This window comes from Pseudomonas sp. NFACC43 (assembly GCF_900119645.1).
Taxonomy (GTDB): Bacteria; Pseudomonadota; Gammaproteobacteria; order Pseudomonadales; family Pseudomonadaceae; genus Aquipseudomonas.
Genome location: NZ_FPKK01000001.1, coordinates 118169 through 141810, shown reverse-complemented (window position 1 = coordinate 141810; position 23642 = coordinate 118169). Strand labels below are relative to the sequence as shown.

The window sequence follows — 23642 nt, the reverse complement described above, 5'->3', positions numbered from 1 at the left end:
CCATGATGCGCTGGGCATCGCTGGCGGCCAGGTCGGTATCTTCAGGCGGGTGCACAAAAGGCTCCATGGGCGACACTCTCGGACAAGGGCGGCACCGATAGGGTAACGCAGCAATGGCCTGCCGGAGCAAGAGTGTCCGTCGACTCAGTTCGCCAGGGCCGGTATGGGGGCGTCGAGGGCGAGGGCGGCCCGTACAGGGTCGAAGTATTCGCGGATGAACGCCAGCTTGCCGTTTTCCACCCGTACGAACAGCACGTAATCCTGTTCATAAAGGCGTCCGGTGGGCTTGATCGTTCCCTTGGCCTTGACTTGCGCGACGGCCTCCAGAGGGTTCGTACTCGGTTGGATACGAAGGTCGTAAAAGAGAAAGTCCTGCACCGCGCCGACGAACCAGCCGACATGGCCCAATACCTGATCGCGCCCCTCGAGCCGCGCCGGATGGCCGAGGGCAGGGGCAAACGGCAGCTCCCATACCAGGTCATCGGCGATCAGGTTCTTCCAGCGCTCATGGTCATCCACAAACAACTCGAAATGCAGGTGCAGCAGCCGCTCGGCAGTCATCATGGTCATCACTCGTCTCAAGGCGAAGGCGGGGCGTGCCGGACGGCAGGCCTGGAGCATTTGTCTCACGGCACCACCGTCATGAAAAGCCAGTTGCTTTCGACGTTCAGGTTCGATTTTCTCGAACGATCAGAGATCGGTCGCCTGTGCCTTGAAGCGCTCGATCAGCCAGCTGGCCGCGGGGCCCGGGGGCATGTCGGTGCGGTAGACGACGTCAAAGCCATAATCGCCGCCTTGGCAGTCGGGCAGGTCGAGGTGCACCAGCCGGCCGCTGGCCAGGTCGTCGCTCACCCTGTCGATGGGCATGTTGCCCCAGCCGATGCCTTCGCGCAGCAGCGTGTGCTTGGCCCCCAGGTCGGCCAGTCGCCAGGTGCGGGTGCCAATGACCGCGAACTCCTGGTCCTTGGTCAGGCTGGAGCGGTCGGTGAGGACCAATTGCACATGGGCGCGCCCGGCACCCGGCGCATGGGGGGCCGATTGGGCCAAGGGATGGTCGGGAGCGGCGACCGGAATCAAAGCCACCTTGCCCACGCCGATGCGTTCGATGCCGTCGAGGTTATGGGTCAAGGGGCCGCTCACGCCCAACGTGGCCGTGCGGTCCAGCACCCGTTGCGTCACCGCGCCCAAGGCCTCGACGTGCAAGTGCAGCGACACGGTCGGGAAGCGCTCGCGAAACGCCTTGAGCGCGTCCACCACGCGCTCGCTGGGCAGCATCACATCAAGGACCAGATGCACCTCGGCTTCCAGCCCATGGAGCAATCCACGCACCTTGGCCCGCAGGCCGTCGATACCGTTGTAGATGGTGCGCGCCTCGGCCAGTACCGTGCGCCCGGCATCGGTCAACTGGGGTTTGCGGGTGGTCTTGCGGTCGAACAGGCTTACGCCGAGCTGCATTTCCAGGTTGGCGATGGAGTAGCTCACCACCGACGTGGCCCGATGCAGCTTGCGGGCGGCACCGGCGAAGCTGCCGACGTCCACCACGGTCAGGAATACCCGAAGCTGGTCGAGGGTTGGCGTGCCTGGGTCTGAAATCATTTCTAATCGCTCGAACGTTTTCTTGAATGTTATCCGGATTTTTCCGACAAGCCACTGCGATCGATGGCCGCGAGGCTGCGTCGTTCACCTCGGCGCAAGATCCCGACAGCCTCGGCAAGCCTGCAAAAGCCTGGATCGGCCCGTTGCGAGACAGTGAAGCCGTCGATAACGACAGCGCCTCACAGGCGCCGAGCCGATGAATGTCTCCTCGGCTCGCAACGCGGGAGAGCAATCATGAGCGATATCAAGCAGCATTTTCCCAACGAAGTCGAAGGCAAGGTCGCGCTGGTCACCGGTGCCGCCAGCGGCATCGGCAAGGCTATCGCGTTACTGCTGCATGCCCGTGGCGCCAAGGTCGTCGCCGAGGACCGAAACCCCGCCGTCGAGGCGCTGGCCCGTCCCGGACTGGTGCCGCTGGTGGCCGACATCACCGAAGATGGCGCGGCCGAGCGCGCGGTCGGGCTGGCCGTCGAGCAGTTCGGCCGGCTGGACATCCTGGTCAATAACGCCGGGATCATCATCAACAAACTGGTCATCGACATGACCCGTGAAGACTGGGAGCGCATCCAGGCGGTCAACGCCACTGCGGCCTTCCTGCATTGCCGCGAAGCGGTCAAGGCAATGATGCCCAACAAGGCCGGCGCCATCGTCAACATCGCGTCCTATGCCTCCTATTTCGCCTTCCCGACCATTGCCGCCTATACCGCCTCGAAAGGTGCCTTGGCCCAGCTGACCCGCACCCTGGCCCTGGAAGCGATCGAGCATGGCATTCGTGTCAACGCGGTGGGCGTCGGCGACGTGGTGACCAACATCCTCAACGACGTGGTCGAAGACGGCCCGGGTTTCCTGGCCCAGCATGGCGAGGCCGCGCCCATCGGTCGTGCCGCGCAGCCAGAGGAAATCGCTGAAGTCGTCGCTTTTCTCGCCTCGGACCGCGCAAGTTTCATCGTCGGTTCGGTGGTCATGGCCGACGGCGGCATGACCGTCACCGCGGGTTGATCGATCCACTGTCATACAGGAGAACATCATGAGCATGTTGACCAATGTGGCTTTCTTCAACGCTCGGCCTGGGCAGGGCGAGGTGCTGGGCCAACGCCTCCTGGCGTTGGTCGGCCCCACCCGGCAGGAACCTGGCTGCGTTCGTTACGAGATTTACCGGGCCGCCGATTCCGCCGAGCGCTGGTTCGTCTACGAAGACTGGCGCTCGCCCGCCGACTTCGACGGCCATATGCAGACGCCCTATGTGAAGGCCTTCATGAAAGAGCTCGACTCGCTCTGCAGCGAGGCCCCCGAGATCCGCGCCTTCGGGCAGCAGCCCGATCCGGCTGGATCCTGAAACCCGACCATTCACAGGAGATACGGACCATGAGCAAGCAGCACTCGTGGCTGGTGACCGGTTGTTCCACCGGTTTCGGCCGATTCATCGCAACTCATCTGCTGGAACGCGGCGAGCGTGTGATCGTCACCGCTCGCAACGCCGAGCAGGTACGGGATCTTGCCGACCTTGGCGAGGCCCTGATACTGCCGCTGGATGTCACCGATGCCGAGCAGGCCAAGGCCGTCGTGGCGCAAGCCGAGCGCCTGTTCGGATCGGTGGATGTGCTGGTCAACAACGCCGGCATCGGCTATTTCGCCGCCGTCGAGGAGACTGACCCGCAGTCGGCGCGGCGGCTGTTCGAGGTCAATTTCTTTGGCTCCGCCAACATGATCCACGCCGTACTTCCCGGCATGCGCCAGCGAGGCCGAGGCATGATTGTAAACCTGACCTCCATCGGGGGCCTGGCCGGCTTTCCAGCAGTGGGTTATTACTGCGCGAGCAAGTTCGCACTGGAGGGGTTGTCGGAAACCTTGCGTGCCGAGGTCGAGCCGTTGGGTATCGGTGTCATGACGGTCGAGCCCAGTGCGTTTCGCACCGAATGGGCCGGTTCGGCCACCCAGGTCAGCGAGTCCATCGCCGATTACGATGCCACCGCCGGGCAGGCGCGTCGCGCCTATGACGCTTCCATAGGCCGGCAGGAAGGCGACCCGGCCCGCGCGGCTGCGGCGATCTACTCGGCGGTCACCGCGGCGCAGCCCCCCCAGCGTCTGTTGCTGGGGAACCGGGCCGTTGATGTCGCAATGGGTAAACTCTCGGCCATGCAGACCGAGCTTCGCACTTGGGAACGCGTTTCCCGTGGGGCTGACTTTCCTTTGCCTGAAGCTTGAATACGGCCCGCAATGTGCACGGGTGCAATCTACCCAAAGCGAGTATGTGTTGCTCAAGCCCCGCCAGGGATGGACGGGGCTAAGCATGGGGCTATTCAACAGAAAAGCCTCAGGCCACGACAGTGGCCGCTCCAAGGACCCTTGCTCCTGGGGGCTGTCATCGATGGGCCAATCCGTTACCGCTCCAGTAGAACAGGCTGAGTGGGCATGCCGGCTCCGAGATCGACGCGGCCCATTATTCACGAATCGTGTTCCGCACCATTACTGCGAGGCCATTGATGGGGATTTCATTGGGCCTATGCTGGGGATCAACTCCGAACCCGCATGACAAAAGAGCCCACCACCATGACCGGCCCTCGCACGCTTTATCAGAAACATATCGACAGCCATACCGTCTGTACCCTGGACGATGAGGGGCATGTCTTGCTCTACGTCGACCGGCAGGTGGCCAACGAATACACAAGCCCGCAAGCCTTCAGCGGGCTTCGTGACGCCGGGCGCAGTGTGTGGCGTCCGGGTGCGACGCTGGCGGTGGTCGACCATGTCAACCCGACCGCCCCCGATCGTATCGCCACCATGCCCGATTCGGGCGGTGCCTTGCAGGTCTCCTATTTCGAAAAGAACTGCCGCGACTTCGGCATCGAGCTGTTCGACGTGCTGGATAAACGCCAGGGCATCGAGCATGTGGTGGCGCCGGAACAGGGCTTCATCCTGCCGGGGATGGTGGTGGCCGCTGGCGACAGCCATACCACCACCTACGGGGCCCTGGGGGCCTTCGGCTTCGGTATCGGCACTTCCGAGATCGAACACCTTCTGGCGACGCAGACGCTGGTCTACAAGCGGCTCAAGACCCTGCGTGTCACGGTCACCGGGCGGTTGGGGGCGGGCGTTACCGCGAAGGACGTCATCATGGCCCTGATCGAGAAAGTCGGTGCGGCGGGAGCCACCGGTTACGCCATCGAGTTCGCCGGCCCTGTCATCGATGCCTTGAGCGTGGAAGCGCGGATGACCATCTGCAACATGGCCGTAGAGGCCGGGGCAAGGGGCGCATTCATGGCGCCCGACGAGAAGGTCCATGCCTATCTCAAGGGCAGGCCACGTGTCCCTCAGGGCGAGCTGTGGGATGCCGCTCTAGAGAAGTGGCGCGAACTGTTCACCGATGAAGGCGCGGTGTTCGACAGTGAAGTCCGGTTGGACGTCAGCGCCCTGGAGCCGATGGTGACCTGGGGAACCAGTCCGGACCAGGCGTTGCCCGTGGGTGGGACCGTGCCAGACCCCAAGGCCGTCGCCGATCCGATCCTGCGCCAGGGCATGCAGCGCGCCCTGGCCTACATGGGCCTGGAGCCGGGCATGGCGTTGAGTGACGTGACGATCAGCCATGCGTTCATCGGCTCGTGCACCAATGCGCGCATTGAAGACTTGCGCGACGTCGCTCGCGTGGTGAAAGGCCGGAAAGTTGCTGCGACGGTACGAGCGATGATCGTTCCCGGCTCGACGCAGGTGCGTGCCCAGGCGGAGCGGGAAGGGTTGGCCAGGGTCTTCCTCGATGCCGGTTTCGAGTGGCGTCAGTCCGGGTGCTCCATGTGCCTTGCGATGAACGATGACGTCCTCGCTCCGGGGGATCGCTGCGCATCCAGTACCAATCGCAATTTCGAGGGGCGCCAGGGAGCGGGTGCTCGCACTCACCTCATGAGTCCTGCGATGGTCGCCGCCGCGGCTATCCGGGGCCGCCTGACGGACGTACGCCTGTTGACCGAGGAGGCCTGAACCATGCAACCCTTTGACAGCGTGACCGGAAAGGCCGCCCCCATCCTTGCCTCTAACGTCGATACCGACGTGATCATGCCCAAGCAGTTCCTCAAGGGCATCGACCGCAATGGACTGGATAAAGGCGTGTTCTTCGACCTGCGTTTCCTGGAATCCGGCGAGCCCAATCCAGACTTCGTCCTCAACCAGCCTGCCTGGAGCGGTGCCCGTTTCCTGGTGACCGGGCCCAACTTCGGGTGTGGTTCAAGTCGTGAGCATGCGGTATGGGGGCTCAGGCAACTGGGGATCCGTGCCCTGATCGGTACGAGCTTCGCGCGTATCTTCCACGACAACTGCCTGCGCAATGGCGTGCTCGTGATACAGCTCTGCCAAACGCAGTTGCAGGCGCTGGGGCGGGTCGTGAGCGACGGGGCGAGCGCCACGCTTACCGTCGACTTGCCCAACCAGCAGATTCGATTGAGCGACGGGTCGAGTATCGGCTTCGCCATCGACGAACTGCGCAAACAGGCCTTGCTGCTGGGCCTGGATGCCATCGGCAGTACCTTGCGGCGAGCGGTGCAGATCCGGGATTTCGAAGCGCGGTATCACGCCGCCCATCCCTGGCTGGGCTGAGTCTTTTCACGGGCATCGGGCGGCGACTGCCGGATGCTCAAACCAGGGATAGATCGTCGAAATGCGCCTCGAAGAACTCGATGCAGACCCTCAGCTTCGCCGACTGGCTTAGCCGTGTCGGGTAGGTGGCCCAGACATTGGCGCTCTGGAAATGGTCGGGCAGCACCTGCACCAGTTGCCCGCTCTCCAGCATGGGTTTCACGTCCCACAGCGACCGCAGGATGATGCCTGCGCCACTCAAGGCCCAGCGCGACACGATCTCGCCATTGTTCGATGAAAGTGGCCCGCTGACCCGGATCGATGTTTCGACGCCATCCTTCGTCAGGTTCCAGATGCCGAAGGGGTTGTTACGTTCCTTGAGCACCAGGCAGTCGTGCCCGGCCAGGTCATCCAGAGACGTCGGGACACCGCGGCGCTGGAGGTAGTCGGGGGCGGCACAGAGCACCCTGCGATGACTGGCCAGTTTTTTATGCAGGAGCTGGTCGGGCAGGTTGTCGCCTACGCTGATTTCCATGTCGAAGCCTTCATTGACGATGTCCACCAGGCGATCGAACACGTCGAGGCGGATCTCCATGCGCGGGTACATTCGCGAAAGGGCGGGGATCGCAGGGGCGACATGGTTGCGGCCAAAGCCGAAGGAGCTGCAGATGTGCAAGCTTCCCTGCAATTGCTGCCGGGCGTCGGTCAGCTCGCTGATGAAATCCTCCATGTCCCCCAGAAACCGCGTGGCCCAGATGCGGACACGTTCGCCTTCGTCGGTCAACGCGACCCGGCGGGTCGTGCGATGCAACAGCCTGGTCCCCAGTGTCGTCTCCAGGACCGCCATCCGCTTGCTCACATACGCAGGCGAATAACCCAGTTCCTGCGCCGCGTGGCCGAAGCCGTTCTTGCGGATAACGGTGAGGAAGACACGCAGGTCTTCGGGCAGTAAGGAACGCTCGCGATTGATGCTCATATGCCTCATGACCGGTCATTGATCTTTGCTGTGAACAATAAGAATGCCCAACTTACCAGTAAAGATATATGGATAAAAACTGTCCACTTGTCAGCCTGATTCCAGGCTTTATGATCGGCCCACAAATAAATACAAAAGAGGCTTCTATGGGGCGGCTATTCGAAGGTTGCGTAAAAGTCATTGTTCCCTGTGGTTCTTTGGGGGCAGGTGTGCGCGAAGAAGAAATTGCCTATGGGCTGGCGGCCGGTGCGCAAGTCATTGCTTCGGATGCGGGGTCGACCGACAGCGGCGCAGCTTATCTTGCACTTGGCAAATCAAAGAATAATCGCGGTTCGGTAAAACGCGACCTGAGTATATTGATGAAAGCCCAGGCATCCTCTGGCGTGCCGATTATTATCGGTACTTCCGGGCAAGCCGGTGGCGATCTCAATCTGAACTGGACGCGGGATATCGTCATTGAAGTTGCCGGTGAACTCGGGGTGACACCGAAAGTTGCTCTTATCTATTGTGAGCAAGAGAAAGACACCATCAAGCGACTGAATGCCCAAGGGCGGATCAAGCCTCTTGCGCCACACGGTGAACTGGAGGATGCAACGGTCGATGCCTGCGAGCACATTGTCGCCGCGTTGGGGGTCGAGCCGTTCCTCGCGGCGCTTGATGGCGGCGCGGACATCATACTGGCCGGCCGATCCACCGACACCGCCGTCATTGCCTGCTATCCGATCTGGAAGGGTGCGCCCTGGGGGCCGTCCTGGCATGCCGGCAAGACAGGCGAATGTGGCGTGCAGTGCGCCGTCAATCCGACGCTGGGCTCCGGGATACTGCTGAGCGTGGATGCCGACGGGTTCAATGTGGAACCTCTCAGCCAGGACAATCTGTGCACACCCCACAGTGTCTCCGCGCATATGCTCTACGAAAACAGCGATCCGTTTCGCTTGCTGGAGCCGGGGGGCATCCTGAATGTCGCAGACGCACGTTATGCCGATCTGAACGGACGCGCCGTCAGGGTCGAAGGATCGCGCTGGGAGCCGATGCCCTACACCATGAAGCTGGAAGGCGCCGCCGCGGGTGCCTATCAGACCATCATGCTGGTGGGTATCCAGGACCCGGACGTACTCAAGGACATCGATGGTTTCCACGATCGCCTGCTCGAAGCGCTCTATGCCCGTACCCGCCAGTCCATTCCCGCCGACGAGTTGGGTGAGTTTCATATATCCCTGCGCATGTACGGTTGGAATGCGGTCACCGGGATGAAGCCGCCCGCGGGAACCTTGCCACCTCCCGAGATCGGCATGTTATTCGTGGCCACGGCTGCAACCCAGCAACTTGCAGATACCATCGCGCAGGCCTGCAATCCGTACTTTTTTCATTATCCAAGTGTCATGGGCAAGGAACTGCCTTCCTATGGATTCGCGTTCACGCCCGCGGATATCCCTCGCGGCCGGATTTTTGAATTCAAGCTCAATCACGTCGTGCAGCTTGAGGACCCAATGGAGCTGGTACGTATCAAGTGGATTGACCTTTCCGAGGCGGCGCCAGCTGCGAAGGAGTTGAATCGTGGTTAAGTTGCGCGATGTCTGCCGTCATGTTCGATCGAAACAAGCCGGACCGTTCTGGATTACCTTCGATATCTTCTTCAATGGCCGGGAGAACTTTGAACGTTATTCCCGTAGCGACGCGCTCTCGCCGGAGCAGTTTGCCCGGCTATATGGCACCGATCCCGAACGGGTGAAATACATTCCGGTGCCCAATCTGGAAATGGTCAAGATCTCCTTCCCCCGCGCTACGCCGCAAGGCGGAATGGTCGAGCGTGACATGCATGCGGGTCAGCAGTACGTGCGGTTGCTCGACGTCGTGATGGACTGAAATCGTCCGTCATCGATCGCCAGGCTTGTACGAGAAAAGTCGGCGCGACGTCTCGTACAGAGCCTGGAAACCGAGCGCTCGAACTGGAACAAGAGGTGAATATGCAAGAGTCGACCATTGCCCGGCGACTGGCGCGCTACGCCCACGGGTTGGCGCAACAGCGTCTGCCCGACACCATCGTCGCGATCGTGCGCCAGCGTTTCATCGACAGCCTGGCATGCGTACTGGGCGCCTATGGAGCGCCGCCCATCAATGCCGCCATCCGTTATGCCGAGTGTCATCAAGGCGGGACCTCCAGCGTGTTTGGCACAAGCCTGCGGACAACGGCCGAAATCGCCGGGTTCGTGAACGGCGCCATGGTGCGCTTTCTGGATTACAACGACGGATACATGGGGCTGGAGCCCGGGCATCCCAGCGACAACATCCCGGCCTGCCTGGCCGTGGCGCAAGCCGAGGGGGCGGGTGGGGCCCGGTTGATATCGGCCATCGTGCTGGCGTATGAAATCCAGATGCGGCTGCAGGATGCGGCCAGCCTGAACAAGCGTGGCTGGGACCACGTCAATTACATCAACGTCGCCATGGCCGCTGCGGCCTCCAGCCTGATGAGGCTGGACGTGGACCAGACTGAACAGGCGATCAATATCGCGCTGAGCGGCCATTTGGCTATGCGCCAGGTCCGCAGCGGCACATTATCGGACTGGAAAGGCTGCTCGGCGGCCAACGCGTCACGCAACGCCATTTTTGCCGCTCAACTGGCGCGCCATGGCATGACCGGGCCGTCGCCGGTCTTTGAAGGCGACATGGGCTTTTTCAAGCTGGTTTGCGGGCCGTTCGAGCTGGACATGGATCGTTTCGGTTCGCCTGAAAACGGCGACTACGCCATACGGCGCTCGCTGACCAAGACATTTCCAACCAACGGTGAACTGCATACCGCCGTCTGGGCGGCGCTCGATATACGCAAGCGTATCGCCGGTCTTGAAGAGATCGCCGCCATCACCATCGAAACCTCGGAATTCAACCGCCGGGTGCTGGCCGATACCCCGGAAAAGTGGCTGCCCAGGACCCGGGAGACCGCCGACCATAGCTTGCCCTACAACGTCGCCCGGGCATTGATGGATGGCGACATCACCATCGGCTCCTATGCCGAGCAGAAGATCCATGACCCAGCGGTGATCGGCCTGATGGACAAGATCATCGTGGTGGAAGATCCCGGGCTTACGGCGCTGTTTCCCCGGCATCTGGCTAACCGTCTCGTCGTCACGCTGAGGTCGGGCGAGACCGTCGTCAGCGAGATGATCACCGGGCCCGGCTCCGTGGAGACGCCCATGACCGATCACGACTTCGAACGCAAATTCAGGCGCATGGCAGCCCCCCATATCGAGGCATCGGCACAGGCGACGGTATTGGATTTCGTGGCCGGGCTTGAGCATCAGGCGCGGTTCGAGGACCTGTTTGCGGCGATGGCCCGATAGTTCCGGGCGGTACGTCAAACCTTACGCAACTACAGGCCCGGCAGGCAGGGAGCCCTCGCCGGGATGCAGGGATCAGGCGTGGCCCTGTCGGGAGGTTCCTGGCAGGGTCCCGGTGTACCGCGCGCGGGGGCGGGCATCGAGGTGTTGGTTGTATTGCTCGCTGGCGTGGGCAATCCAGCCAATCAACCGACCGACCCCTGCCAGTGCGATTTCCTGCCCATGCAACCCAAACTTCCTGCCGATGAAGCTCACCAGGAGAATGAACTCCGGTGGGTACGCCACCAGCTCGGCAGCCACCGAAAAAGCCTTCTGCAATTTGGCGAACTCGCCGTCGCCAGCGAATGCCTCGGTCAACGCCTGCATCAGGTTGCTGGCCCGCGGATCGTTGATGGAATGCACATTCGGACCGAACCCCGGAATACGTCCGTCCTGGCTGTAGCGTTGCAAAATGGGCTGGGTGGGATCCGTCGCCGTGCAGATCTCCTCGATCATCCTGCTGGCCGCTTCATTCCTGCCATACGCGATCTTGTGGCCCCTGGCTGCCGCGAGTCCCGCGATCACGGCGTAGTAGGGCGTGGCGCCTGTCGTGGCGGCGACGCGAACGCTATGGGTGGTGTGGTCCAGCTCGTGATCGATGCTGAGAATCAGCAGACGCCGAATCAGGTCGGCGAGTGCCGGCCGGACACCGCAAGCCTGGGTGATGAATTCATGCAGCGGCTGCGTGCTCGGCTCGGTCGCGCCCACCACCAGGGCGGCGAACCACCTCACCACATCCGCGCCGGTGCGGGCATAGCTTTCGGTGGAAAGATCGAAGGCCTTGGGGTTCTCTCGCTGTACCAGCGGAAACAGTGCGATGGCCTTTTCCGGCGCGGACAGGTGTTCGTAGATTTTCAGCAACTTGCCGCTGTCTTTCGGAACACGCGGCAGCGAAGCACCGAAGGCCGAAGGCACCTGCCACATCAGGCCGGCAACCTCTTCGACCGTTGCGTGGTCGGCCAGCTCGGTGACGTCGTGCCCTCGATAGAAAAGCCCATCATCGGTGATGAGGGTGATGGCGCTGTCCGCAGGCGGCGAACGTTTCACCGAAGGCTTCGCCCCCGTCGGGTGCTTGACCAGGCGCTGGATGTCTTCGGCCCAATAGCGACGCTTCGGGGAACCCGGGATCTTGATGGAGCGGATGTTCTTGCGGCTGACATAGGCGTACAGCGTAGGGAGGCTGACCCTGAGCATGGCTGCCGACTCTTGCGCCGATAGGTATAGGTCTTCTTGGTCTGGCATGACGGATTCGTTCAGGTTGATAAATATGCGTTCATATTTACTGTTTATTTGACGATTTCGTCAATGTTCATCCCGGCGGCATTTTTCCTGTGCCCGTATCCGTTTTTTCATTTCACGAGGTCATTCGCAGTCGCGGATGAACAGTCCTATGATTCGATCGACGATCGTCCAATCCCTGATCAGAAAAGGCCTCCAGCACTTTTGGATGAGTTCGGAAACGACAGACATTGACAAAAAAAATCAAGATTTACAGCTTATTCCCGCCTATGTAGATTTTGTTAAGAAGTTGCTTGTTCACATTGATTTCTACTCCATTATAAAAATAAGAAGGTGCACGCATGGCTTGGCTAGGTTTCGCAATGGTCGTTACGTTTATGGCGTTGATCATAAGCAAGCGGCTCTCCGCGGTTACGGCGCTGGTACTGATTCCGGTGGCTTTCGGATTGGCGAGTGGGGCAGGGCCGCAGCTGGGTGCAATGGTGATGGATGGGGTGAAACAGGTCGCGCCCACCGCACTGATGTTGATGTTCGCCATCCTGTATTTCGCGATCATGTTCGACGCCGGGCTCTTCGAGCCCGCTGTACGACGCATCCTGCGTCATGTCGGAAACGATCCGCTTCGAGTGGTGTTGGGTACGGCCTTGCTGGCCGCCGTCATTTCGTTCGACGGCGATGGCGCGACGACTGTTCTGATTGTCACGACAGCGTTCCTGCCTCTGTATCTGCGCCTGGGGATGAATCCGCTCATCCTGGCGTTGATGCTTCTGTTGACCAATACCGTGGTGAACCTGATTCCCTGGGGTGGGCCGGTCGCCCGTGCCGCCAGTGCGCTTCACGTCGACGTAGGGGAAATGTTCCTCGGGCTGGTGCCCGCCATGCTGGTGGGGCTTGCCTATGCCTTCCTGGTCGCGTTCTGGATCGGCCATAGGGAGCGGCGTCGCCTGGGCTGGACACCCGCGCAGAAGGAGGCCGGGCCGGCGCTGGATCAGGTGCCGTTGCCTGAAGTCCGGGCCGAGACACAAAGGCCCAGGCTGTTCTGGATCAATCTGGCATTGACCGCCGGGCTCATGTACGCCATGGGTACCGGGTTGGCCCCCTTGCCGCTGGTAATGATGGTGGGCTTCTGCCTGGCATTGCTGATCAATTACCCGCGACTGGCCGAACAGAAGGCCCGGATCGCAGCTCACGCCGAAAGCGTGCTGACGGTCATTGCGTTGATATTCGCTTCCGGGGTCTTTACCGGCATCTTGTCCGGCACGGGAATGGTCGACGGGATGTCCGAGAAAATCGTGCAAATGATTCCCGAGGGGGGCGGCCAGTACTTCAGCATCCTGACTGCGCTATTGGCCTTGCCGCTTAACTTCCTGCTGTCCAATGACGCGTTCTTCTTCGGCATCCTGCCGGTACTGGGGGCGGCCGGCGCCGAATACGGGATCGCCCCGATGCACATTGCCCGCGCCTCTGTCCTGGGGCAACCGGTTCATGCACTGAGCCCCCTGGTCGCGGCGGTTTATCTCATCAGCGGGATCATCAAGCGTGATATGGGCGATATGCAACGATATTGCTTGCTCTGGGCAATCGGCAGCAGTCTTGTATTGATAGTAACGGCCATCATTACACGGGCGATCATCTAAGTAACTTTCAGTTTGCACAGTTCGCTGCACCGAAGTTAAAAGGGCGCTGCTCGCGCCCGCACGTCAACAATAAAAATAATAGATGAGGTGGTCGATGAACTCGATTAACGCCGTCGCTGTGGCTTTTTTTTCAATGGTTGTTATATCGGATAGTTGCCTGGCAGCCGCCATCAGTTATCCGGACCGGTTTCAGCATGAAGGCAAGTTGAATGCATATCTTCGTTCTGTCTATATCAATACGCGCATATCCAACGACTTGATCGAAGACCGTTTCGGTGGATTTCCGGATGGCAATGAACTGGGCGGGACCGGAGTCGGGGCGATCGTTGATTACAACTCCAACTATTGGGCCGGAATCGTGGGCTTCGATGCCTCTCTCTACGCTGTCGCGATGCTCGACTCGAAAGACAACGGCCGGGATCTGTTCGACGACACCGATGGAACCAATGGCGGCTTCGCGAAGCTCGGGCAAGGTTATCTGAAGGCGCGCCATGTGGGGGACGGATGGAATGCCGACGCCCAGATCGGGCGAGGCCGCTTCGATGCCGGCACCCTGGTGAGCCTCGATACGCGGATCGTTCCAGGCTCCTACCAGGGCGCCCGTACCCATCTGAATTTCACCAACATGGGGATTGGCCCACTGCCGGGAACGCTGGGGTTCGAAGCTGCGTACATCAACAGGAGCTCGCCCCGGGACCGGGAAGAATTCGAGCACTTGCTGAGCCAGACGGGGGAGGAAATAAAGGACCTGTACACCTACGGCGTCAAATACGATTTGAAGGCCATCGAGCTGAGCTACGATCACGGTGTGTCACGGGACTTCAATGAAAATACCCGTTATGGCCTGACCTTGCAGGCACCGCTTGGCAAGCGCGCCGGGGTCGTGCTGGACACCCAGTACTATCGATTCGAAAAGGCCGGGCCAATATGGGAGCGAGACTGGTCGGCAGGCCAGGCGGCCTACGATGACAAGGCCAGTTGGCTGAACATCAACCTGGGGCTGCTGCTCGATAAGGTACGCCTGGGAGTGTCCTTTTCTGAAACCAAAGCCCGGTTGAGCAACGGGCAATTGGGCTATGCCTACTTCGATCATGCGGACAACGTCGACGGCAGGATGGATGCCTGGACGCGCTCCGGCAATGACTTCAATAACGATGGTGAAAGGACCTGGCAGGTCGGTGCCGAATACGACCTCTCCGGCCTTTCGTTGTTCGGCGCTTCGCTGGACGGCTTCAAGGCCATGGCCATCTACAAGCAAGGCGAGTTCGACGCCGGCAATCCCCTCAGCGGCCAACGCACCGATGTGCGCGAGCGGCAAAAGGAGTATCGCGTCTATTACCGATTCGATGAAAAGGAATACTCCGGACTTTCAGTGGGCGTGATCTATATCGACTATCGGATCAACGAGGATTTTGTCGCCCTCGTATCCGCCCAGCCGGATAACGTGGTCAGCGGATCGGAAGCGCGCGTGTATCTGGACTACGCATTTTGACCATCGACTGAGCGATCGAGAAATCCCTGATGAAACCTCGCCATAGAGTAGTGATCACCCAACGCTTTTTTGATCCCGCAGCCATCGCCTTCCTGCAGGCGAACGACTGCGAGGTCGTCATCGCCGAGCCTGCCCACGGGCAAACAGAGGGGCATTGGAGCGAACGCCAATTGATCGAGCTGCTCAATGAAGCGGATGGCTGGATTGTCGGGCATGCGAACGTGACGGCCGACCTGTTGGCTTCACTCCCGCGCCTGAAAGTCATCGCTCGCCGAGGCGTGGGGTATGAGCGTGTCGATACGGCGGCGGTGGTCGCCACGGGAAAGGTGGCGACCATCGCACCTGGCGGAAACGACGCCAGTGTCGCCGATCATACCGTGGGGCTGATGCTTGCCGTCTGTCGCAGGCTCAAGCAATGCCAGGCGGGCCTGGCCGGCGGCGACTGGACGATTCCCCTGGGAAGCGATCTGTACGGCAAGACCGTCGGAGTGGTGGGACTGGGGCGGATCGGCAGGGCGGTGGTGCAGCGCCTGTCCGGGTTCGACGTCACGACCCTGATCCATACCCCTCACCCGGATGAGGCACTGGAAAGCAGCGGCCAGGGTTGTCGTTTCGTCGATCTGCAGACCCTGTTCAAGCAAAGCGATTTCATTACGCTCCACGCCCCGCTCACCCCACAGACCCAGGGCATGATCGACAGCCAGGCGTTGGCGTCGATGAAACGTTCCGCGGTGCTGATCAATGCCGCACGCGGTGGGTTGGTGCGGGATGCGGACTTGTTGCTGGCCTTGCAACAGGACCTGATAGCGGGGGCGGGGCTCGATGTTTTTGAAAGCGAGTCGGACCCGGCGCTTGCCGCCGTCAGCGAACAATTGATCCAGCTTGCCAACGTAGTGGCGACGCCGCACGTAGCGGCCTCCACGGTGGAAGGGCTCAATCGCACCAATCTGATCGCTGCCCGGTGCGCGATGGCGGTCTTGCAGGGGGGCAATCCTCCCGGGCATTGCGTCATCGCGGATGGTCGGCAGGCCACCGTGCCAAGGGGCACGCCATGAGCCGTGCAAGCCCGTCGGCGGCCGCTGACCCCCAGGTACATCCCGATCTGGCTGCCGTCGCGACGACCCTGCATGAACTGGACCTGCTTCCTGTCGTTCACGGGGATGTGCAAAGCGTCCGGGCCCAACTGGAGCGGATCAACGCCTGGGCGACCCAGGGCAGCGTGCCGCTGTCCTATGAGCGCACGCTGGGGTTCTGCGTCAACCGTCGCCGGGTGGCGTGCAAGCTGTATTGGCCGCAGGCCGAAGAGACGCCGACGCTGATGTTCTACTGTCACGGCGGAGGGTTTCGGCATGGATCGCTCAACGGCTGGGACGCACCTTTACGCCAGTTCGTGCGCGACAGCGGCCTGGCGGTGCTGTCCATCGATTATGCGCTGTCGCCGGAATACCGGTTTCCTGTGGCGTTCAACGAGGTGGTCTCCATCGTGAGCCGGGTCATCCGCCTGAACGCTGTCACCGATTGTCCGGTACGCGGGTATGTACTGGCGGGGGATTCCGCCGGCGCCAACCTGGCCCTGGGCGCCGCCATTGCCCTGCGCGACGCGGGAGTGGACGCGTTGCGACAGCTGGTCCTGTTCTACGGCAGCTACTCCAGGAACGTCACCTCCGATTCGTGGCGACGATTCGGCGGATACGGCGGGCAGAACCTCTCGGCCGAAACCATGAGTGCCTATTGGGCGAGCTACCTGGCCCATGACGAACGCGACTGGCGAGTGCAGCCGATCCTGGCTGACCTGGCGGGCCTTGCACCCGTGCGCCTGGTGGTCGGAGCGCTGGACCCGTTACTCGACGAGAACCAGGAACTCGCGGACAAGCTGCGGCGCTGCGGTGTGGCGACACACTTGGATGTGCTTGCGAACATGCCCCACGGGTTCATCCGTTTCAATGAAGTGGCACCGGTGGTGCGACAGGTGATCCGTACCCAGGGCGCCGCGTTGCGCGAGGCGCTGGCTTTTCCTTGATTGTCAGGTGAATGTCCAATGCTGGTTTTTCGAACCTTCGCCATGGCCGCGAGGCTTGCGCCGGTGTTTCTGGCCAGCCTGGCGGTGACGGCCGCCACCGACGGCAGGCTTGTGACCGGTCCTTCGGCAGGCGACATGACGCTTTCCCCGTTCTATCGGTGGTCCGATGCAATGCCCGCGCTGCCCGGTGTCGTTCTGAAAAAAGAGCCGCTGGCATTGCAGGAAACGATGCCGGCCGCCTCGCAAGCGATGCGCATCCTCTACACCTCCACCGACCAACGCTGGCACTCGGGGCAGGTCCCCGTGAGCGGGGTGCTGTTCCTCCCGGACGTTGCACCGCCGTCCGAAGGTTGGCCGCTGGTGGCTTGGGCACACGGCACGCTGGGAATCGCCGACCGCTGCGCCCCTTCCTGGACCGGATTGCGCGAGCGCGACGCAGCCTATGTCAATCGCTGGCTGGAGCGTGGCTTCGCGGTTGTCGCGACGGACTATCAGGGCTTGGGCGGACCGGGGCCCCATCCCTATACGTTCTGGCAGGCGGAAGGCCGTTCGATCCTGGATGCCATCCGGGCGGCGCGGGCAATCGGCCCCCAGGTGATTTCCGATCGCGTGTTCCTGGCCGGGCAGTCCCAGGGCGGCGGCGCGGCGCTGGGCGCGGCGATACTCGCCGAGACCTACGCGCCGCAGCTCAATATCCTCGGCGCGGTGCTCACGGCCCCGAACAGCACCTTTCCCGACGGTCCCGTGGCGTTGCCGGCGCGCCAATCCAACACGATCTTTTTGTCGCTGGCCTCCGGTGGCCTGCGGGAAAACGCACCGCGGATCGAAGACCTGCTGACGCCCAAAGGCCTTGAACTGCTCGAGGTTGCCCGGCGGGGCTGCACCCGTGAAATCGCCCTCAAATCACGCGAACTGCGGGTCGACTCCGTGTCACAGCTTCTGACCGTCACCCCCGAAGCCTTGGATGCGCTGCGCATGCCAACGACGGATATGCCACAGGCAGCGATTCCATTCCCCGTGCTGATCGCCACCGGCCAGGCTGACCGGACGATTGCGCCGCTGCGCCAGTACGCGGTCGCGGCGGCGTTATGTGCCGCCGGCAACCAGGTTTCCTGGCGGCTCTATGACGGGTTGGGGCACGATGGGGTGCTGCATGGCTCGCTGAAGGAGGCTTTTGCCTTCGTGCAGGGGCAACTGGCTGGGCAAGGTTTCGCCTCGACCTGTCGCGCCCTTGAGCGGCCCGGTCCGCCCGGAGAGCGAAACCCGCATGCGCCTTTCAACGACGATTGAGGCGGGGGACAAGCCATACGGCCATCGAGCCTTTCTGACAGGAATGTCAGGAAGCGGTCAGCCTCCGGACACTTTCGTTATCTAGACTGGGGAATGGCTTGATGCAGGCTGTGGTCGCCTGCCTGTCCCGCTTCCAGAGGAGTACCTGATGCGCCTGCTCATCGTCGAGGACGAAGAAAAGACTTCTTCCTATGTGCATCGTGGCTTGAGCGAACTGGGCTATATCGTCGATGTGGCGAACAACGGCATCGATGGCCTGCACTATGCGCTGGAGCTGGATTACGACGTGGTGATCCTCGATGTGATGCTGCCCGGCAAGGACGGCTACGACGTGCTGCAAGGCTTGCGCCTGCACAAGAACACCCCGGTCATCATGCTGTCGGCCCGGGGCACGGTGGATGACCGGGTGCGCGGCCTGCGAGAGGGGGCGGACGATTACCTGGGCAAACCCTTTTCGTTCGCCGAGCTGGTGGCACGGGTCCAGGCCCTGATACGGCGTCGCGCCGGCGACACCGCCGACCTGACGCATCTGCGCATCGATGACCTGGAGGTCGACCTGCAGGCGCGCAAGGTGACCAGGGGCGGGCTGCGCCTGGACCTGACGGCCAAGGAGTTCTGCCTGCTGAGCCTGTTGGCGCGGCATCAGGGCGAGATCCTGTCGAAGCTGATGATTGCCGAGCAGGTCTGGGACATGAACTTCGACAGTGACGCCAATGTGGTCGAGGTCGCGATCAAGCGCGTCCGGGCCAAGGTCGACGCGCCGTATCCGCGCAAGCTGCTGCACACTGTCCGTGGCATGGGCTACGTGCTGGAGAGTCGCGACAGCGATGGCCGGCAGGTCGGACAGCGATGATGAAGCGATCGATTGCCCGGCGGCTGGCCCTGATGTTTGCCCTGGCCGCCATGCTGATTACCTCGGTCAGCGCGACGCTGCTGCGTTGTTCGTTGAAGCAGTCGCTCAACGAGCAGATGCAGAACGAGCTGATCCTGCGCCATTCCGTGCTCGATCCGGTGCTCGCCAAATACGACTCGCCGGCGTTCTGGGTCGGCCTGCGACAAAAGCTGGATGGCCTGACGCCTGCCGATGAACGGGTGCGCTACTGGGTGGTGGTGGACAACCCGGCCTACAGCTACGGCGGGCAGATGCCGGATGGCCAGGACTGGTCGAAGCGTCCGGAAGGCTTCTCCACCCTGGAAATACCGGATCGGGCTCGCCCGATGATGTTGCTGGTCAAGACCATTCCCGCCCTGGGCAGCCGTCCGGAACTGCGCTTTATCGTGGGGCTGGATTCGACGCCGTTCATGAAGACCCTGGGACACTTCACCAAGATCCTGATCCTGATTTCAGCCGTGGGCGTTGTGCTGGTGGCGCTGCTTGGCTACTGGATTGCCCGTTTCGGCCTGGGGCCGGTGAGGCGCCTGAGCAGGCAGGCCAACAGCCTGCCGCCGGGGGATTCGAAGCAGCGGCTGGACACCGAGGCATTGCCGGGCGAATTGCAGGAGCTGGCGGTGTCGTTCAACGGCGCCCTGGCTCGCCAGGAAGCCGCCTGGTGCCAGCTCGAAGGGTTCAACGCCAATGTGGCCCACGAACTGCGCACGCCTTTGACCAACCTGATCGGGCAGACCCAGGTCGCCCTGGCCCACGGGCGTGACGTCGGTGAGCTCCAGGATCTGTTGCAGTCCAACCTCGAAGAGCTGGAGCGCATGGCCACCCTGGTCAACGACATGTTGTTCCTGGCCGGCGCCGAAAGCGGGCAGCGGGCGACCGAGCTCAGCGATGTCTCGTTGTACGAGGAGGCGAGCAAGACCGTTGAGTACCTGGAGCCGGTCCTGCTCGACCGGCAGTTGAACGTGGTGGTCACGGGCGATATGCGTGCGCGCATCGACCGACGGCTGTTCCACCGCTCCCTGGCCAACCTGTTGCAGAACGCCGCGCGCTACGCAGTGCCGGCCAGCACTATCACGGTGAACCTGGTGAGCCAGGGGATACAGGTAGAGGTGAGCGTTTCCAACGCGGGCGATCCCATCGACACCGTGCACCTGGAACATCTGTTCGAGCGTTTCTATCGCGCCGACGCCGCCAGGGCGCGAAGCGATGCGCATCATGGCCTGGGCCTCTCCATCGTGCGGGCGGTGGCGTCCATGCACGGTGGACGCGTGTTCGCCCATAGCAAGGACGGCTTCAATACCTTCGGGTTTTCCCTGATGAGCCAGGCCTTGCCCCACGATTCGGTCTAGGCGCTGTAAGCCTTGATACCCGTTGATGCCGCGTTGAAAACCGCGCTGTAATGCTCATGCACGCCAGCCCACTGCGCTTGCTCGGCCGTTATCCCCTTGCCTGACCTTAGGCTCGAGGCTCTTCGTAAAGAGCCTGCTGCGGCGAACCCCGGCGTTTGACATCTTCCTGTCAGTCAGCAGTCACCCTGACGTCAGTCTCTACTCCCTAGAGTGCTACCACCATCCCGGTAAAGGACAGTCGTGGAGAGCACCATGAACATTCGAACCGTTTCCATCATCGGTCTGCTGGCCGTCGTCCCCCTGGGCAGCCCGTCACTGTTCGCCAAGGAACAGACGCGGGCCCCGGCCTATGAATACGGCATGCCCCTGGATATCGCCAAGGTCGTTCGCATCGAGGTACCCCCCTCGCGAACGTGCGAGGTCGTGCGCGCCCATATGACCTACGTGAACACCCAGGGCAGCACAGAGCAGGTCAGCTTCCTGCAACTGACCGAGGCCTGCACGCTTCAGTGAGCGTGTGCGGGTGCAGTTCATCCTTCGAACAGAGATCTCCAATCATGTGGAATACGACAACATCTGCAACGGGCCCTGTGGGCCGACTCGTGAAACTGGCCCGAGGGCTTACCGTCGGCGTCACGTTGCTCGGTGCGGTGAGCATCGAAGCGGCTGATACTGCCGCGCCGAAACCGCAATGGTCGACGCAGGACATGCCCTCCCAGGATGGTCGGATCATCCTGGTCACCGGCGGCACCAGCGGCATGGGCTACGAGGATGCGCTGGCGCTCGCGCGTGCCGGTGCCGAAGTCATCATCGCCGCGCGCAACCCGGAGCGGGGCGCGGAGGCCATCGCGCGGATCCGGCAAGCGGTGCCCGACGCCAGGGTGCAGTTCGAGTCCGTGGACCTGGCCAATCTGTCCTCGGTGCGCGAGCTGGCGCAAAAGCTCAATCAGCGCTTGCCGCGCCTCGATGTGTTGATCAATAACGCCGCCATCATGGCGCCTCCCGAGCGAGGTACGTCGGCCGACGGTTTTGAAATGCAGCTGGCAACCAACTACCTGGGACACTTCGCCCTGACCGGCCTGCTGGTGCCCTTGTTGCGGCAAAGCCAGGACGCCCGGGTGGTGAGCCTTTCAAGTATTGCCGCCGGTCGCGGGGCGATGAACTTCGACGACCTGCAGTCCGAGCAGGCGTACCAGCCCTATGCGGCCTATGCGCAATCCAAACTCGCCATCCTGCATTGGGCCTTTGCCTTGCAGCGGCGCAGCGAGGCCGAGGGTTGGGGCATTCGCAGCATCGCGGCGCATCCCGGCGTGGCGGTCACCGAACTGATCGCGCGCGGCCCTGGCTTGAACAGCGAGTTCGGCCAGCGCTGGGCCGAGGACCGGGACAAATACCACTCCGCTGCGCAGGGAGCCTTGCCCACGCTGTATGCGGCCACGGCCCGCGAGGCTGTCGGCGGGGCCTACTACGGTCCGGTGGGCGATGAAGAAAAACGCGGTCCGCTGGGGTTCGCCAAGGTGCCGGCAGCGGCTACGCGGACGGCGGACGCCGCCCGGCTCTGGACCCTGTCCGAGCGGCTCACGGGGGTCAGCTATCCGTGAAGCGACCCCGGGCACGGGGAGTACGCCCCGTGCCTGTTTCTCTGGCCTGTTACCTTTGGAGCTTTCATGAGTGCGCCAAACTATCTGCACCGACATCTGCACCGGCTGAGCCTCGCCATCAATGCCCGCGACGATGAGCTGCGTCCGGCGCTGTGCGGTTTCCTGCTGTTCCTTTGCCTGTTCGCCGGTTATTTCATGCTGCGGCCGATCCGTGAGTCGATGGGGATCACCGCCGGTGTGGAGAATCTGCAATGGCTGTTCACCGCGACCTTCCTGGTGATGCTGGCGGCCGTTCCGTTGTTCGCCTGGTTGAGCGCGCGGGTTGCGCGCTTGCGCCTGATCGACTGGGTGTATGGCTTCTTCGGTATCAACCTTTTGCTGTTCGTCGAGTTCTTCCAGTTCGCCCCGGACAGTGTCTGGCTGGCCCGGGTCTTTTACGTCTGGATATCGGTCTACAACCTGTTCGTCGTGTCCGTGGCCTGGAGCCTGATGGCCGATGTGTTCGACAGCGGCCAGGCCAAGCGCCTGTTCGCTTTCATCGCGGCGGGGGCCAGCATCGGCGGCCTGCTGGGGCCGGCACTGAGCGCGGCGCTCATCGGCCTGGTGGGCGCTTCGGGGTTGATGCTGATCGCGGCCCTGTTGCTCGGCGCCACGCTGGTGCTGAAGCGGACGCTGATGAGATGGCGTGAGACCGGTGGGGCCGGGCGACCAGGCGCCGCGCCGACCCAGAGCCCCCGGCAGCCCTTGGGGGGCAATCCGTTCAGCGGCCTGAGCGCCGTGCTCCGCTCGCCTTACCTGCTGGGGATCGCCGGGTTCGTGGTGCTGCTGGCGACGGTCAGCACCTTTCTCTATTTCGAACAGGCGCGCCTGGTGAACGAGCATTTTCCGGATCGTGAGGCGCAGGTTCGTGTCTTCGGCACCATCGACATCATTGTGCAGGCCGGTGCGCTTGTGTCCCAGTTGTTCATCAGCGGGCGTATCGCGCCCAGGCTGGGGGTGCGTACGTTGCTGGCGGTCGTGCCGTTGATCATGTGCGTCGGCTTCCTGGGGCTGGCGCTGGCGCCCGGGTTCGCGCTGCTGGCGACGTTGATGATCGTGCGACGGATCGGCGAGTACGCATTCGTCCGGCCGGGGAGGGAAATGCTCTTCGCGCCCCTGGATGCCGAGAGCAAGTACAAGGCCAAGAACTTCATCGACACCGTGGTCTATCGTGGCGGCGACGCCGTGAGCGGCTGGGCCAAGAGCCTTCTGGACATGCTGGGGCAGGGCGCCGCACTGGTGGCGGTGATTGGCGCCGCGTGCGCGCTGCTATGGGGCTACCTGGGCTGGCAGTTGGGGCGCCAGGCCGATGACTGGCAGGAAACGGCGCCCGTGGGGATGAGTGCCGTCGAGACCTAGGGCGGCGTGAATACCCAGTGACGAATCACCGTTCTGGCTTGTGTCACGGTAAAGGCCACTCGATGAGTGGCATTTTTTTGCCAAAAACCGCCCGCAGGGCCTGGGAGCGCTCTGGCGAGGGCTTGCGCGACAGGCGCCTGGCGGGTGTTTCGAATCGATCCGGCAAGCTGCACTTTCGATCTGTGGCCAGTGAAGGCACAATGCGCATCCTTTTTTGG

Annotated in this window: 22 protein-coding genes; 18 read left to right on the top strand and 4 right to left on the bottom strand. The window is 62.3% G+C overall.

Translation table 11 applies throughout. The features are described from left to right. Positions 1-144 precede the first annotated feature (144 nt). Together BT179_RS00565 and BT179_RS00560 are read right to left on the bottom strand one after the other, a co-directional pair. Positions 145-570 (bottom strand): nuclear transport factor 2 family protein, encoded by a 426-nt coding sequence (locus tag BT179_RS00565; protein ID WP_231991084.1) that lies wholly within the window; start codon positions 568-570, stop codon positions 145-147. A 120-nt stretch (positions 571-690) separates the two neighbouring features. Next, the gene (locus tag BT179_RS00560) at positions 691-1596 is read right to left on the bottom strand and encodes a LysR family transcriptional regulator (RefSeq protein WP_053153997.1); all 906 of its coding nucleotides are present in this window, start codon (positions 1594-1596) and stop codon (positions 691-693) included. A 234-nt stretch (positions 1597-1830) separates the two neighbouring features. Between BT179_RS00560 and BT179_RS00555 the strand changes: the two genes are divergently transcribed. The 5 genes from BT179_RS00555 to leuD all read left to right on the top strand — a co-directional run bounded on the left by BT179_RS00555 (position 1831) and on the right by leuD (position 6180). Next, positions 1831-2595 carry an SDR family NAD(P)-dependent oxidoreductase gene (locus BT179_RS00555; protein WP_072394685.1) on the top strand — a complete coding sequence of 255 codons (765 nt, stop codon included), beginning with the start codon at positions 1831-1833 and terminating at the stop codon, positions 2593-2595. A 28-nt stretch (positions 2596-2623) separates the two neighbouring features. Then, the gene (locus BT179_RS00550) at positions 2624-2932 is read left to right on the top strand and encodes a putative quinol monooxygenase (RefSeq protein ID WP_053153991.1); all 309 of its coding nucleotides are present in this window, start codon (positions 2624-2626) and stop codon (positions 2930-2932) included. Between the two features lie 29 nt (positions 2933-2961). Further along, complete coding sequence (locus tag BT179_RS00545; protein ID WP_072430504.1) at positions 2962-3801, top strand: oxidoreductase; 840 nt, start codon at positions 2962-2964, stop codon at positions 3799-3801. A gap of 345 nt (positions 3802-4146) precedes the next feature. Further along, on the top strand, positions 4147-5568 hold the full coding sequence (gene leuC, locus BT179_RS00540; RefSeq protein WP_072430505.1) for a 3-isopropylmalate dehydratase large subunit: 1422 nt from the start codon (positions 4147-4149) through the stop codon (positions 5566-5568). 3 nt (positions 5569-5571) lie between these two features. Continuing rightward, positions 5572-6180 (top strand): 3-isopropylmalate dehydratase small subunit, encoded by a 609-nt coding sequence (gene leuD / locus BT179_RS00535; protein ID WP_072430506.1) that lies wholly within the window; start codon positions 5572-5574, stop codon positions 6178-6180. A gap of 37 nt (positions 6181-6217) precedes the next feature. Here the strand turns inward: leuD and BT179_RS00530 are convergent, their stop codons facing one another. Then, on the bottom strand, positions 6218-7135 hold the full coding sequence (locus BT179_RS00530; protein ID WP_072430507.1) for a LysR substrate-binding domain-containing protein: 918 nt from the start codon (positions 7133-7135) through the stop codon (positions 6218-6220). 68 nt (positions 7136-7203) lie between these two features. Between BT179_RS00530 and BT179_RS00525 the strand changes: the two genes are divergently transcribed. The 3 genes from BT179_RS00525 to BT179_RS00515 all read left to right on the top strand — a co-directional run bounded on the left by BT179_RS00525 (position 7204) and on the right by BT179_RS00515 (position 10473). Next, positions 7204-8700, top strand: a complete 1497-nt coding sequence (locus BT179_RS00525) for an acyclic terpene utilization AtuA family protein (RefSeq protein ID WP_231991083.1) — start codon at positions 7204-7206, stop codon at positions 8698-8700. Next, on the top strand, positions 8693-9001 hold the full coding sequence (locus BT179_RS00520) for a DUF4387 domain-containing protein (protein ID WP_072394703.1): 309 nt from the start codon (positions 8693-8695) through the stop codon (positions 8999-9001). The genes BT179_RS00525 and BT179_RS00520 overlap by 8 nt, the downstream gene beginning before the upstream one ends. A 101-nt stretch (positions 9002-9102) precedes the next feature. Next, positions 9103-10473, top strand: a complete 1371-nt coding sequence (locus BT179_RS00515) for an MmgE/PrpD family protein (protein WP_072430509.1) — start codon at positions 9103-9105, stop codon at positions 10471-10473. A gap of 72 nt (positions 10474-10545) precedes the next feature. Here BT179_RS00515 and BT179_RS00510 read toward each other — a convergent pair whose 3' ends face one another. Continuing rightward, positions 10546-11751 (bottom strand): citrate synthase, encoded by a 1206-nt coding sequence (locus BT179_RS00510; RefSeq protein WP_072394709.1) that lies wholly within the window; start codon positions 11749-11751, stop codon positions 10546-10548. 338 nt (positions 11752-12089) lie between these two features. Between BT179_RS00510 and BT179_RS00505 the strand changes: the two genes are divergently transcribed. The 10 genes from BT179_RS00505 (at position 12090) to BT179_RS00460 (ending at position 23424) form a co-directional block, all read left to right on the top strand. Beyond that, positions 12090-13385, top strand: a complete 1296-nt coding sequence (locus tag BT179_RS00505; protein WP_072394711.1) for a CitMHS family transporter — start codon at positions 12090-12092, stop codon at positions 13383-13385. An 82-nt stretch (positions 13386-13467) separates the two neighbouring features. Continuing rightward, on the top strand, positions 13468-14877 hold the full coding sequence (locus BT179_RS00500; RefSeq protein WP_371264367.1) for an OprD family outer membrane porin: 1410 nt from the start codon (positions 13468-13470) through the stop codon (positions 14875-14877). Between the two features lie 29 nt (positions 14878-14906). Then, complete coding sequence (locus tag BT179_RS00495; RefSeq protein WP_072430511.1) at positions 14907-15932, top strand: phosphoglycerate dehydrogenase; 1026 nt, start codon at positions 14907-14909, stop codon at positions 15930-15932. Continuing rightward, positions 15929-16897 (top strand): alpha/beta hydrolase fold domain-containing protein, encoded by a 969-nt coding sequence (locus BT179_RS00490; protein WP_072430512.1) that lies wholly within the window; start codon positions 15929-15931, stop codon positions 16895-16897. The genes BT179_RS00495 and BT179_RS00490 overlap by 4 nt, the downstream gene beginning before the upstream one ends. An 18-nt stretch (positions 16898-16915) precedes the next feature. Continuing rightward, positions 16916-18187, top strand: a complete 1272-nt coding sequence (locus BT179_RS00485; RefSeq protein ID WP_083568874.1) for an alpha/beta fold hydrolase — start codon at positions 16916-16918, stop codon at positions 18185-18187. A 148-nt stretch (positions 18188-18335) separates the two neighbouring features. After that, positions 18336-19040 carry a heavy metal response regulator transcription factor gene (locus BT179_RS00480; protein ID WP_072430513.1) on the top strand — a complete coding sequence of 235 codons (705 nt, stop codon included), beginning with the start codon at positions 18336-18338 and terminating at the stop codon, positions 19038-19040. Further along, entirely contained in the window at positions 19040-20425 is a 1386-nt protein-coding gene (locus BT179_RS00475; protein ID WP_072394721.1) for a heavy metal sensor histidine kinase, read from the top strand. The genes BT179_RS00480 and BT179_RS00475 overlap by 1 nt, the downstream gene beginning before the upstream one ends. A gap of 252 nt (positions 20426-20677) precedes the next feature. Further along, a complete protein-coding gene (locus BT179_RS00470; protein ID WP_072394724.1) occupies positions 20678-20938 on the top strand; it encodes a DUF2790 domain-containing protein in 261 nt (86 codons plus the stop codon). Between the two features lie 44 nt (positions 20939-20982). Beyond that, the gene (locus tag BT179_RS00465) at positions 20983-22026 is read left to right on the top strand and encodes an SDR family oxidoreductase (protein ID WP_072430514.1); all 1044 of its coding nucleotides are present in this window, start codon (positions 20983-20985) and stop codon (positions 22024-22026) included. A 66-nt stretch (positions 22027-22092) separates the two neighbouring features. After that, positions 22093-23424, top strand: a complete 1332-nt coding sequence (locus tag BT179_RS00460; RefSeq protein ID WP_072430515.1) for an NTP/NDP exchange transporter — start codon at positions 22093-22095, stop codon at positions 23422-23424. Positions 23425-23642 lie beyond the last annotated feature (218 nt).

Coding starts and splice junctions, on each gene's coding strand:
- BT179_RS00565 (WP_231991084.1), bottom strand. CDS start 570: ATGACCATGATGACTGCCGAGCGGCTGCTGCACCTGCATTTCGAGTTG.
- BT179_RS00560 (WP_053153997.1), bottom strand. CDS start 1,596: ATGATTTCAGACCCAGGCACGCCAACCCTCGACCAGCTTCGGGTATTC.
- BT179_RS00555 (WP_072394685.1), top strand. CDS start 1,831: ATGAGCGATATCAAGCAGCATTTTCCCAACGAAGTCGAAGGCAAGGTC.
- BT179_RS00550 (WP_053153991.1), top strand. CDS start 2,624: ATGAGCATGTTGACCAATGTGGCTTTCTTCAACGCTCGGCCTGGGCAG.
- BT179_RS00545 (WP_072430504.1), top strand. CDS start 2,962: ATGAGCAAGCAGCACTCGTGGCTGGTGACCGGTTGTTCCACCGGTTTC.
- leuC (WP_072430505.1), top strand. CDS start 4,147: ATGACCGGCCCTCGCACGCTTTATCAGAAACATATCGACAGCCATACC.
- leuD (WP_072430506.1), top strand. CDS start 5,572: ATGCAACCCTTTGACAGCGTGACCGGAAAGGCCGCCCCCATCCTTGCC.
- BT179_RS00530 (WP_072430507.1), bottom strand. CDS start 7,135: ATGAGCATCAATCGCGAGCGTTCCTTACTGCCCGAAGACCTGCGTGTC.
- BT179_RS00525 (WP_231991083.1), top strand. CDS start 7,204: ATGGATAAAAACTGTCCACTTGTCAGCCTGATTCCAGGCTTTATGATC.
- BT179_RS00515 (WP_072430509.1), top strand. CDS start 9,103: ATGCAAGAGTCGACCATTGCCCGGCGACTGGCGCGCTACGCCCACGGG.
- BT179_RS00510 (WP_072394709.1), bottom strand. CDS start 11,751: ATGCCAGACCAAGAAGACCTATACCTATCGGCGCAAGAGTCGGCAGCC.
- BT179_RS00505 (WP_072394711.1), top strand. CDS start 12,090: ATGGCTTGGCTAGGTTTCGCAATGGTCGTTACGTTTATGGCGTTGATC.
- BT179_RS00500 (WP_371264367.1), top strand. CDS start 13,468: ATGAGGTGGTCGATGAACTCGATTAACGCCGTCGCTGTGGCTTTTTTT.
- BT179_RS00495 (WP_072430511.1), top strand. CDS start 14,907: ATGAAACCTCGCCATAGAGTAGTGATCACCCAACGCTTTTTTGATCCC.
- BT179_RS00490 (WP_072430512.1), top strand. CDS start 15,929: ATGAGCCGTGCAAGCCCGTCGGCGGCCGCTGACCCCCAGGTACATCCC.
- BT179_RS00485 (WP_083568874.1), top strand. CDS start 16,916: ATGCTGGTTTTTCGAACCTTCGCCATGGCCGCGAGGCTTGCGCCGGTG.
- BT179_RS00480 (WP_072430513.1), top strand. CDS start 18,336: ATGCGCCTGCTCATCGTCGAGGACGAAGAAAAGACTTCTTCCTATGTG.
- BT179_RS00475 (WP_072394721.1), top strand. CDS start 19,040: ATGAAGCGATCGATTGCCCGGCGGCTGGCCCTGATGTTTGCCCTGGCC.
- BT179_RS00470 (WP_072394724.1), top strand. CDS start 20,678: ATGAACATTCGAACCGTTTCCATCATCGGTCTGCTGGCCGTCGTCCCC.
- BT179_RS00465 (WP_072430514.1), top strand. CDS start 20,983: ATGTGGAATACGACAACATCTGCAACGGGCCCTGTGGGCCGACTCGTG.
- BT179_RS00460 (WP_072430515.1), top strand. CDS start 22,093: ATGAGTGCGCCAAACTATCTGCACCGACATCTGCACCGGCTGAGCCTC.